Annotated in this window: 13 protein-coding genes; 9 read left to right on the forward strand and 4 right to left on the reverse strand. The window is 66.9% G+C overall.

Going from position 1 to position 10,284, the window contains the following annotated elements; genetic code table 11:
• Window positions 1-29 precede the first annotated feature (29 nt).
• Window positions 30-770 carry a 3-oxoacyl-[acyl-carrier-protein] reductase gene (gene fabG, locus C725_RS14830; protein ID WP_008603986.1) on the reverse strand — a complete coding sequence of 247 codons (741 nt, stop codon included), beginning with the start codon at window positions 768-770 and terminating at the stop codon, window positions 30-32.
• Window positions 771-825: 55 nt separating this feature from the next.
• Complete coding sequence (fabD, locus tag C725_RS14835; protein ID WP_008603987.1) at window positions 826-1,767, reverse strand: ACP S-malonyltransferase; 942 nt, start codon at window positions 1,765-1,767, stop codon at window positions 826-828.
• Window positions 1,768-2,001: 234 nt separating this feature from the next.
• Here fabD and C725_RS14840 point away from each other — a divergent pair, with 234 nt between their 5' ends.
• From C725_RS14840 to C725_RS14865, 6 genes are all read left to right on the forward strand, one after another.
• Window positions 2,002-3,141, forward strand: a complete 1,140-nt coding sequence (locus C725_RS14840; protein WP_008603988.1) for a tetratricopeptide repeat protein — start codon at window positions 2,002-2,004, stop codon at window positions 3,139-3,141.
• A 163-nt stretch (window positions 3,142-3,304) separates the two neighbouring features.
• On the forward strand, window positions 3,305-3,661 hold the full coding sequence (rpsF, locus tag C725_RS14845; RefSeq protein ID WP_008603989.1) for a 30S ribosomal protein S6: 357 nt from the start codon (window positions 3,305-3,307) through the stop codon (window positions 3,659-3,661).
• Window positions 3,662-3,682: 21 nt separating this feature from the next.
• Window positions 3,683-3,907 carry a 30S ribosomal protein S18 gene (rpsR, locus tag C725_RS14850; protein ID WP_008603990.1) on the forward strand — a complete coding sequence of 75 codons (225 nt, stop codon included), beginning with the start codon at window positions 3,683-3,685 and terminating at the stop codon, window positions 3,905-3,907.
• Window positions 3,908-3,929: 22 nt separating this feature from the next.
• On the forward strand, window positions 3,930-4,640 hold the full coding sequence (gene rplI / locus C725_RS14855) for a 50S ribosomal protein L9 (RefSeq protein WP_078056335.1): 711 nt from the start codon (window positions 3,930-3,932) through the stop codon (window positions 4,638-4,640).
• Window positions 4,641-4,815: 175 nt separating this feature from the next.
• Entirely contained in the window at window positions 4,816-5,121 is a 306-nt protein-coding gene (locus C725_RS14860; RefSeq protein WP_149864720.1) for a hypothetical protein, read from the forward strand.
• An 80-nt stretch (window positions 5,122-5,201) separates the two neighbouring features.
• A complete protein-coding gene (locus C725_RS14865; protein ID WP_149864721.1) occupies window positions 5,202-6,569 on the forward strand; it encodes a replication-associated recombination protein A in 1,368 nt (455 codons plus the stop codon).
• 15 nt (window positions 6,570-6,584) lie between these two features.
• Here the strand turns inward: C725_RS14865 and C725_RS15570 are convergent, their stop codons facing one another.
• Complete coding sequence (locus tag C725_RS15570; RefSeq protein ID WP_008603994.1) at window positions 6,585-7,199, reverse strand: phosphatase PAP2 family protein; 615 nt, start codon at window positions 7,197-7,199, stop codon at window positions 6,585-6,587.
• A gap of 149 nt (window positions 7,200-7,348) precedes the next feature.
• Window positions 7,349-7,525 carry a hypothetical protein gene (locus C725_RS16780; protein WP_207791019.1) on the reverse strand — a complete coding sequence of 59 codons (177 nt, stop codon included), beginning with the start codon at window positions 7,523-7,525 and terminating at the stop codon, window positions 7,349-7,351.
• Between the two features lie 24 nt (window positions 7,526-7,549).
• Between C725_RS16780 and C725_RS14875 the strand changes: the two genes are divergently transcribed.
• The 3 genes from C725_RS14875 (at window position 7,550) to C725_RS14885 (ending at window position 10,185) form a co-directional block, all read left to right on the forward strand.
• Complete coding sequence (locus tag C725_RS14875; protein WP_008603995.1) at window positions 7,550-8,704, forward strand: serine hydrolase domain-containing protein; 1,155 nt, start codon at window positions 7,550-7,552, stop codon at window positions 8,702-8,704.
• Between the two features lie 66 nt (window positions 8,705-8,770).
• Window positions 8,771-9,331, forward strand: a complete 561-nt coding sequence (locus C725_RS14880) for a YbhB/YbcL family Raf kinase inhibitor-like protein (RefSeq protein WP_008603996.1) — start codon at window positions 8,771-8,773, stop codon at window positions 9,329-9,331.
• Entirely contained in the window at window positions 9,328-10,185 is an 858-nt protein-coding gene (locus C725_RS14885) for a hypothetical protein (RefSeq protein ID WP_008603997.1), read from the forward strand. The genes C725_RS14880 and C725_RS14885 overlap by 4 nt, the downstream gene beginning before the upstream one ends.
• The last annotated feature ends 99 nt before the right edge of the window (window positions 10,186-10,284 follow it).

Below are 10,284 nucleotides of genomic sequence, written 5' to 3' on the forward strand. Positions count from 1 at the left end.
AGGGTTAGGGAGGTTGGCGGCGGTGCCGGTTACGACAGCATCGCCATGCCGCCGTTGACGTGCAGGGTCTGGCCGGTGACGTAGCCGGCCTCTACCGAGGCCAGAAAGGCGCAGGCGGCGGCGACGTCCGCGCCCTCGCCCAGCGCGCCGGCGGGGATGCGGCCCTTCAGCGTTTCCTTCTGCGCGTCGGGCAGCGCATCGGTCATGGCGGAACGAATGAAGCCCGGCGCGACGCAGTTGACGGTGACGCCGCGGCTCGCAACCTCCTGCGCCAGCGCCTTCGTCATGCCGGTCAGGCCGGCCTTCGAGGCGGCATAGTTCGCCTGCCCCGGATTGCCGGTCGCGCCGACGACGGAGGTGATCGAGATGATACGGCCGAAACGGGCCTTCATCATGGGGCGGAGCGCCGCGCGCGAAAGGCGGAAGGCGGCCTCAAGATTGATGCGAATGACGTCGGACCATTCCTCGTCCTTCATGCGCATGGCGAGGTTGTCGCGCGTGACGCCCGCATTGTTGATGAGGATGTCGAGCCCGCCGAGCGCCTCCGCCGCCTGCCCGACGAGCGCATCGACGGCGGCGCTGTCGCCCAGATCGCAGGGGACGATCGCCGTCTTCCCGCCGATGTCGGCAGCGACGGATTCGAGCCGCTCCTGATTGGTGCCGGAGAGCGCGACGGCCGCGCCCTGCGCCGCAAGCGCCCTCGCAATGGCGGACCCGATGCCGCCCGACGCGCCGGTGACGAGCGCGGTTTTTCCAGTGAGATCGAACATGGGCTGCCTGCCCCTTCCTGTCTGAATGTGGTTTGGCTCCGCCGCTGCGGAGGCGTCAGAGCGTCTTCGCGAAGCTCTCGATGTCGTCCATGGTGACGAGGCTGATCGGCTCCCTGTCGGGCGCGATGCGCTTTATCATGGGGCCGACGACCTTCGCGCCGAGTTCGACGAAACGCTCCGTCCCCGCCTCCGCCATCGCCGCCACGGATTCGCGCCAGCGCACGGTGCCCGTGACCTGCTCGACCAGAAGCTGCTTCAGGCGCGGCGGGTCGGTTTCCGGACCGGCGGTGACGTTGGTGACGATGGCGACGGTCGGCGTATCGAAATCCGCCTCCGCCAGCGCGGCCTGCATGCGCTCGGCCGCCGGCTGCATCAGCGGCGAGTGGAAGGGAGCGGAGACGGGCAGCAGCATGCCGCGCTTCGCTCCCCTCGCCTTCGCTGCCTCGATGGCGCGTTCGACAGCGGCCTTGTGGCCCGAGACGACAACCTGACCCGGCGCGTTGTCGTTCGCCGCAACGCAGATCTCGTCCCCCTCGGACCCCTCCTCGGCAGCCGCGACGGCATCGGCGAAATCGAGGCCGAGGAGAGCGGCCATCGCGCCCTCGCCCACCGGCACCGCCGCCTGCATGGCATCGCCGCGAATCCGGAGAAGGCGGGCGACGTCCGTCAGGCTGGCGACTCCGGCGGCGCAGAGCGCGGTATATTCCCCCAGGCTATGCCCGGCGGTGAATCGCGCCGCCTCGGAAAAGCGCAGGCCGCAGTCCCTTTCGAGGATTCGCAGCACCGCGATGCTGTTCGCCATGATGGCCGGCTGTGCATTCGCGGTCAGGGTCAACTCGTCCGCCGGCCCCTCGAACATCAACCGCGACAGGTTCTGCGACAATGCGTCATCGACTTCCTGAAAAACGTCGCGAGCAGCGGCACTTGCTTCAGCGAGCGCCTTGCCCATGCCGGGGCTCTGGCTGCCCTGTCCGGGGAATAGAAAGGATGTGGTCATGGCCCTCTTGCCTTCAATGTCGGGTATGGCCGTTCGGGTAGGCATTACCGAGGCACCTTGCAAGTGACGGTCTGTTTGCTACTTTGAGCCCGTGTCTGCCTGGACACTCCGCCGGATCTGCGGCGCGGGTGCCCGGGCAGTTCGGTTTAATGTGATGATCTGGTGCGCTGCCGGTGGCGGCGGCGGGGGGAAGTCTTGCCTGCCCCCGTAAACTAACTGGGAGGTTATATCCTAATGAAGACTTTTCGTACGATTGCCCTGTGCACGGCCCTGTCGCTGACGGTTCCCGCCGGCGGCGCGCTGGCGCAGGCCCTGTCCCGCGACGTGGGCGTGCCGCTGCAGGACGCGCAGCGGCTCGCGTCGCAGGGAAATACCAGCGCGGCTGCCGCAAAGGTGAAGGCCGCACGCTCGGCTGCCGACACGTCGGCGGAGCGCCGCAAGGTCGCGGAGATGTCGGCCTACGTAAACACCGCGTCGGGCAACTATACCGCCGCCGCGCGCGACCTGGAGAGCATCGGCGCCCCGGCGTCGCGTCTGGCGCCGATCTATTACCAGGCCGGCAATTTCGACAAGGCCATCGCGCTCGGCAAGCAGATGGGCGGCGACACGGGCAACAAGATCGTGGCGCAGTCCTATATCAAGCAGGGCAATTACCAGGCGGCCGCCGATCTTTATACCCAGCTGATTGAGCAGAACGGTCCGCGGCAGGACCTGCTTGAGAACCTCGCCTCCGCGCAGTTCAAGATGGACGACCGCGCCGCCTATCTGGAAACGGTGGAACGGCTGATCCGCCTGGACCCGACGCCGGCGCGCTGGCGCACGCTCCTCAACAATCTGAAGGACGATCTGACGACGCGCGATGCGCAGCTTGCCCTCTACAAGCTGCTCGCGCAGACGGACAACATCACGAAGCCCGAGGATTATATCGAGTTCGCCAAGTTCGCGACCGTCGCGCAGCAGCCCGCCGTCGCGCTGTCCACGGTGGAACGCGGTATCGAGAACGGCCAGCTTGCGGAAGAAGACCCGCAGGTGCAGAGCCTGCTGCAGGCGTCCGAGGGGCGGATCCAGCAGGAGCGCAGCGGCTTCGCGCAGCTGAAGCCGGGACCCGAAGGCTATTACCGCATGGCGAACGCCTTTTACGGTGCCGAGGATTACAAGGCGGCGGCCGTGGCCTACTGGCGGTCCTATCAGATGCAGAAGGACATCCCGTCCTCCCCCTATCTGAACCAGGCGCTGCTGGGCCTTGGCATCAGCGCCCTGCGTGCCGGCGATCCGGCGCTTGCCAAGACGGCATTCAGCATGGTGCAGGAGAACAGTTCGTTCAACGAGGTGGCCGCGCTGTGGTCGCTCTACGCCGATACGACGGGCGCGTAAGAACGAGCGTCCAACCCGCCCCTTGTCTTTTTCCCCGGAAAGGGGCATAGGGGCGACTGCTCGCGGCGGGGACCAGCACGGTCTCCGCCGCGATCATTTTTGAAGGAAAGCCGGAGGGGCATGCGATGACCGCATGTCAGCGATCGGCAATATGGAGAGACAGATGCCGCTCTACGAGCATACGTTCCTGGCGCGCCAGGATCTGTCGACCGCGCAGGTCGACGCCCTCGCCGAACAGTTCACGAAGATTCTCGAGGACAATGAGGGCAAGGTCGAGAAGACCGAATATTGGGGCCTGAAGGGCCTCGCCTACAAGATCAAGAAGAACCGCAAGGCTCACTTCGTGATGCTCAACATCGACGCGCCGGCGCCGGCCGTCCACGAGATGGAACGCAACATCTCGCTGTCCGACGACGTCATCCGTCACCTGACCATCCGCGTCGACGAACTGGAAAGCGAACCGAGCGCGCAGATGCGCAAGGAAGAGCGCCGCGAACGTCGTCCGCGCCGCGACGACTGAAGCCTGAAGGGATAAAGAAACATGGCACGCCCCTTTTTCCGCCGCAAGAAGTCCTGCCCGTTCAGCCGGCCGGACGCCCCGAAGATCGATTACAAGGACGTGAAGCTGCTGGGCGGCTTCCTGTCGGAGCGCGGTAAGATCGTTCCGAGCCGCATCACCGCGGTGTCCGCGAAGAAGCAGCGCGAGCTGGCGAAGGCGATCAAGCGCGCCCGTCACCTCGGCCTTCTGCCCTACATCGTACGCTAAGGAGACGAGACCCATGGCAAATATGGACATCATCCTCCTGGAGCGCGTCGAGAAGCTCGGCAATATCGGCGACGTCGTCGCGGTGAAGCCCGGCTATGCCCGCAACTTCCTGCTGCCGCAGCGCAAGGCCCTGCGCGCGAATGAAGCCAACAGGGCGAAGTTCGAGGCGGACCGCGAGCGCATCGAGAAGGAAAACGCCGAGAAGCGCACGGGCGCCGAGGCGGACGCAAAGACGCTGGAGGGCACGCAGGTCGTGCTGATCCGCCAGTCGTCCGATTCCGGTCAGCTGTACGGCTCCGTCAGCGCCCGCGACATCGCCGCGTCGCTGTCCGAGGGCAAGATCGCGGTCGACAAGAACCAGGTCAGCCTGGAAGCGCCGATCAAGAATCTGGGCGTCCACAAGGTCACCGTCAGCCTGCACCCGGAGGTTTCCGTCACGATCGAAGCGAACGTCGCCCGGTCCGAGGAAGAAGCCGAAATGCAGCGCCAGGGCATCAACATCTTCGTCGACGAAGGCGATGACGAGATGCTGACCGAATCCGAGCGCCTGGCCAAGGAAGCGCTGGAGCGCGCCGAACGGCAGGCGAATGCGGAAGCGTCGGGCATCGCACTTGACGAAAACGGCGAGCCGGTCACCGAGGGTGAGGATGGTGAAGCCGCGGCTGGCGCGGACGCCGACGCGGAAGGCACCGACGAAGCTGCCGAAGCCGAGGCGGAAGACGCCAAGGACTGACGCCCGCATCGTCCTCCACGGACAGCATGAAGGGACCGCCCCGGTTAACGCCGTGGCGGTCCTTTTCATTTGCGCCGCCACGCAAGGAGATCCCCGACCGGCGCCCCCCCCGGAACGAAGCGGCACGGCCTTCGTTGAGCGGTCAACGGAATCAACTCAATTTATGTGGACGCTTATGCTCAGGCGCGTATTTCTGCTGAGCTCGACAGCCATCCTGTTGCCGTTTGCCATGTGGAGCTGCGACGAAACGGCAGAACGAAAAGAACTGGTGACTGGCGACGTTATCATTACCGATGAGAACGGCGACCCGGTCCGCGTGCCCCCGGCCCCCCTCGCCGAAGCGCCAGATGCGCGCGTGGATGACAGGTCCGCCATCCTGGAGCGGCAGATGGCGGATACGTCCGAGGAAGCGCCCTCCGAAGACACATCGTCGCCCAGCGCCGGTGCCGCCGATCCGGCAGCGGCGGCTGCGGTACGCTGACCGCGCCTGTCCGGGCGACCGGCCATATCGGCAGCTTCGCCCCCCTTCCCGTTCGGCCCCCGAGAGCCTAACTGCCGATGATGCCCGACCTGTTCCGCGACGATCCCGATCCGCAAGAGACCCCCAGGCGGGGGGACACGTCCGCAGGGAGGCGCCAGAGTGACGATGGCACCGAGGACGACGCGCCGCTTGCCGAGCGACTACGCCCGCAGGCGCTGGACGAGGTGGTCGGGCAGGAGCATCTGACCGGAGAGAACGGCGCGATCGGGCGCATGGTCGCGGCCGGGAAGCTGTCGTCCATCATCTTCTGGGGGCCGCCCGGAACCGGCAAGACGACCATTGCGCGCCTGCTGGCGGCGGCGGTCGGTCTGCGTTTCCATTCGATCAGCGCGGTTTTTTCCGGCGTGGCCGACCTGAAGAAGGCCTTTGCCGAGGCGCGCGAATATGCCCGCGCGGGCAAGAAGACCCTGCTGTTCGTGGACGAGATCCACCGTTTCAACCGGGCGCAGCAGGACGGATTCCTGCCCTATGTCGAGGATGGCACCGTCACCCTTGTCGGCGCGACAACCGAAAATCCGTCGTTCGAACTGAACGCGGCGCTTTTGTCGCGCTGTCAGGTGCTGCTTCTGAACCGTCTCGATGAAAAGGCACTGGGGCAGCTGATGTCACGCGCGGAGGTGCTGACGGGCAAGGACCTGCCGCTGACGGCGGATGCGCGCACGGCGCTGATCGGCAGCGCGGACGGCGATGGTCGCTTCCTGCTCAACCAGGTCGAGACGCTGCTGAACATCGAGACGGAACGGAAGCTGCAACCCGCCGACCTGCGCGATCTGCTGCATCGCCGCGTTGCGGTGTACGACAAGGACCGGGAGGGGCACTACAATCTGATCAGCGCGCTGCACAAATCGCTGCGCGGATCGGACCCGCAGGCGGCGCTCTACTATCTGGCGCGCATGCTGGTCGCCGGCGAGGAGCCGCTCTACGTCCTGCGCCGCATCGTGCGGTTCGCGTCGGAGGATATCGGACTGGCCGATCCGCAGGCGCTGGTGCAGGCGCTTGCGGCCAAGGATGCCTATGATTTCCTGGGCTCGCCGGAGGGGGAACTCGCCATCGTGCAGGCCTGCCTCTACTGCGCGACCGCCCCCAAATCGAACGCGGCCTACACGGCGGCAGGCGCGGCGTGGCGGACGGCGAAGGAAACGGGATCGCTGATGCCGCCGATGAACATCGTCAACGCGCCCACCAAGCTGATGAAGGACATCGGCTATGGCGCCGGGTATGAATACGACCACCAGGCAGAGGGCGGCTTGTCGGGCGCCAATTATTGGCCGCAGGAGATGCAGCCGCAGCATTTCTATACGCCGACTGACCGCGGCTTTGAAAAGCGCGTGGCCGAGCGCCTGGCCTGGTGGGACGAGCGCCGACAGGGGCGGCGCCAAGACGGCTGAGACCGGCCCGCCCAATCAGGACGGGGATCGTGCGCGCTGCCAGCGCTGATAACCGCGTTCGGTCAGCGCATCGGCGGCCAGTCCCAAGATGGCGCCGGCGACGATGTCGCTGAAGAAATGATTTCGTTCCGGAATCTGGACGAGTCCCACAAGCACGGCGGCGCCATAGGCGTAGGGCGCAGCCGGGGGTGCGAACCGCGCGACTGCGCCGGCCGCAAGAAACGCGCCGGCCGTGTGGCCGGAGGGAAAGGACTGGCGACCGGGATCGCCGACGCCGGGCAGGCGCGTGTCGTGCCGCCCCTCCCGCGCGACGACGTTCGGCCGCGGCCGGGCGAAAAGCGCCTTCGCGGCCGTCTTCAGGGTGATCCCCACGAAATGCGCTGCCAGAAAGCGGATGCCGAACCGGGTCAGCGCGGGCTTGCCGGCGATCAGGCCGGCGCCGAGGATGCTGGCGCCCACCACGTTCAGCGGCATCTGGTCGGCCGCCTTGCCCAGCGGCGATAACACGCGCACCACCGGATGGTTGGCGAAGGGATGGGCATGACGCACCATGTCGATGTCGAGACGTGCGATCGGGCCGGCGGTTCGGCGCGCGGCACGGTAGTACATTTCGGAAAGGCCAGGCTTCATGGGGGCAGAACGCCGTGAACGCCCGCGATGTTGCAGCGCGATTCTCGCGCGGGCGCACTGAAAGCCGCGCGATGTTGCGGGTCCGGCCCAGCGTCCTATAGTCCGCCCCGATCCGCAGGACTTCAGGGGGACCTTTCATTCGTACCGCATCATTCATCGCCGGCGTCCTTGTCGCGCAGTTCGCCGCCACGGGCACCCTCGCGGCCGAGGCCGATCCGGATTATACCCGCGCGCTTGCGGCGGGGTACGAGGCCGCCTTCACCTGTTCGGGCACGTTCAACGCCGGACGCAGCAAGGCGGAAATCGATGCGGGCGAGCTGACGCAAATCTACGGCGATTATCGCGGCGCGGTGGACGAACTGGACGCGCGGATTTCAAACGAAGGAAAATACGTCGCCGTCGAATATGATCGCAACATGCCGCCACGCATCGCCGCATGGCGCGAGTATCTGGGCTGCACGCAGCTTCCCATCGGCGCAACGCTGGGCATGGTTAGCCTGCCCACCCTTCCCGCCGACGTTCTGGCGCAGGCGCCGCAGACCGTGGAGCCGCTGCCCGAGACCATCGACACAAGCCTGGCGCCGCTGATCGAGCGCGCGTTCGATGGCCGGACCTATGGCAATGGCAACAAGACGACAGGCATTCTGATCGTGCGGGACGGGCGCATCGTCGGCGAGCGCTACGCGCACGGCATCGACGCCCAAACGCCGCAGCGGACATGGTCGGTGGCAAAGTCCATCGCCGGAAGCGTGCTGGGCGTGGCGGCGGAGCGCGGGCTGATCAACCTGATGGACCCGGCGGCCGTGCCGGAATGGCAGGAGCGCGGCGACCCGCGCGGCCAGATCACCACCGAGCAGCTGATGCGCATGGCGTCCGGCCTGACCAGCGATTTTCCCGGCAATCGCACCGATGCCATCTATGTCGGCGGCACGGCCGTCGCGGATTCGGCGCCGGGCCAGTCGCTGCTGCACGAACCGGGCAGCACGTTCCGCTATGCCAACAACGACACGCTGCTGGCGCTCTACGGCCTGCGCAACACCATGGACGATGACGCGGGCTACCGCGCCCTGCCCTTTACAGGCCTGCTGTGGAAGCTGGGCATGATGCACACCTATCTGGAAACCGACTGGCGCGGCGATTTCGTCATGTCGAGCCAGGTCTGGACGACGGCGCGCGACCTGGCACGCCTGGGCCTCCTTTATCTGGCGGACGGGGTCTGGGACGGGGAGCGGCTGCTGCCGGAAAATTACGGCCGCTTCGTGTCCGCCCCCACCGGCCCGCAGCCGGACCGGGAGTGGGGCTATGGCGCCACGTTCTGGACCGCGACCGAACAGGCCGGCCTGCCGCAGGGCACGTTCTCGGCGATGGGCAATCGCGGCCAGTATCTCGTCATCGTGCCGGAACAGAATTTGCTCGTTATTCGTCGCGGCTTCGACCCGGTGGGCGAGGATGGCGGTTTCGACATCACCGCCTTTGCCCGCGACGTGGTGGCGACCGCGGACTAGCGTCCGCCGCCGGCGGGCAACTCCGGCGGCGTCCGGGCCGTTGAAGGCGGGAAAGAGAGGACCGCCATGCTCCAGCTTCTTCCCGCCGCCATCGGGCGGGCACTCAGCGGCGTTCGTCCGGGCACGGACGCACTGACCTGCGCCAGGCTGCAACTTTCCGATCTGCCGGACAGCATGCATCTGGGCGGCACGGGCATGATGGGGACCGCCCTTCCCGACCGCTGCACCGCCGACGGACCCGGCCTGTCGCCGGCGCTGCACTGGTCCGGAGTGCCGGACCGGGCCGCGGAACTGGTTCTGGTGGTGGAGGATGCCGATCCGCCGCTGCCGCGCCCGCTCGTCCATCTGATCGGCTATGGCATCGCGCCCACGGACGGACATGCCAATGAGGGCGATTTTTCCGATCCCCGCCATTTTTCCACCGGCCGCAACAGCTATGGCCGAGCGCGCTGGCTGCCGCCCGATCCGCCGCGCGGCCACGGCGCCCACCGCTATGTGTTCCAGCTTTACGCGCTGTCCAGCCTTTCCATGCTGACGGGCCGCCCAGGCCTCGGTGCGGTGCGGGACATGCTGGAGGAAAAGGCGATCGCGCGCGGGCTGATGCTGGCGACCTACGAACGCGCGTGACGCCGTTCGAAAGTTTCGTCGCCGTCGACTGGTCGGGCGCCAAGGGGCGGCGGCACAAGGGTATCGCGGTCGCGCAGTGCCAGGCGGGAGAGGCGGCGCCGATACTGGTTCGGCCGGGCCATGTCTGGTCGCGCACGGATGTCCTGAACTTCGCCGCGGCGCTTTCCGAGGGCGGACCGCGTACGCTGATCGCCTTCGATTTCAGCTTTGCGCCGCCGTTCGTGGAGCGCGGAAGCTATTTGCCCGGAACACAGGCTCCTGAAGAGGCGCGGGCCTTCTGGCGCTTCGTCGATGCCCATTCGGAGGATGAGGATCTGGGCGCGGCAAGTTTCCTGGAACGGCGCTTTCGCACGCATTTCTATTTTGGCGCGGCGGACGGGCGAAAGGCGGACTATATGTTCGCGCGCGTCTGCGAGGCGGCGTTCAACGCGGCAGGCGGCGGCAAACCCTCCACCGTCTATGATGCCGTCGGCGCCGCGCAGGTCGCGAAGGCCAGCTTTGCCGGCATGCGCCTGCTGCACCGGCTGCCGGAAGACGTTCATATCTGGCCATTTGACGGGCCGGTGCCGGACGGCGCGCGGGTGGTCGTGGCAGAGATGTATGCGCGCCTGTTCCTGCGCCTTGCCGGCGACCCGCGCGGGCGTAAGCTGCGCGATACCGAAGGGCTGAACCGGGCCCTGGCGGCGCTGGGTTCTCAGCCGGCGGACATCGCGGCGCCGGACGATCATCAGACCGATGCGCTGATCGCGGCGGCGGGGCTGCGCGCGATTGCCGGAGACGGGCGTTACTGGCAGCCGGCCGGGATGACGGCCGCGGTGGCGCGCACGGAGGGGTGGACGTTCGGGATCTTGTGAGGCTGAGAGCTTGCGCGAATGGGCCCCTGCCTGCGCAGGGGCGACGAACCGCTTTCATGTCGTTACCCCGTCATCCCTGCGTAAGCTGCGCGATACCGA

The organism is Pacificimonas flava, assembly GCF_000342165.1.
Lineage (GTDB): Bacteria > Pseudomonadota > Alphaproteobacteria > Sphingomonadales > Sphingomonadaceae > Pacificimonas > Pacificimonas flava.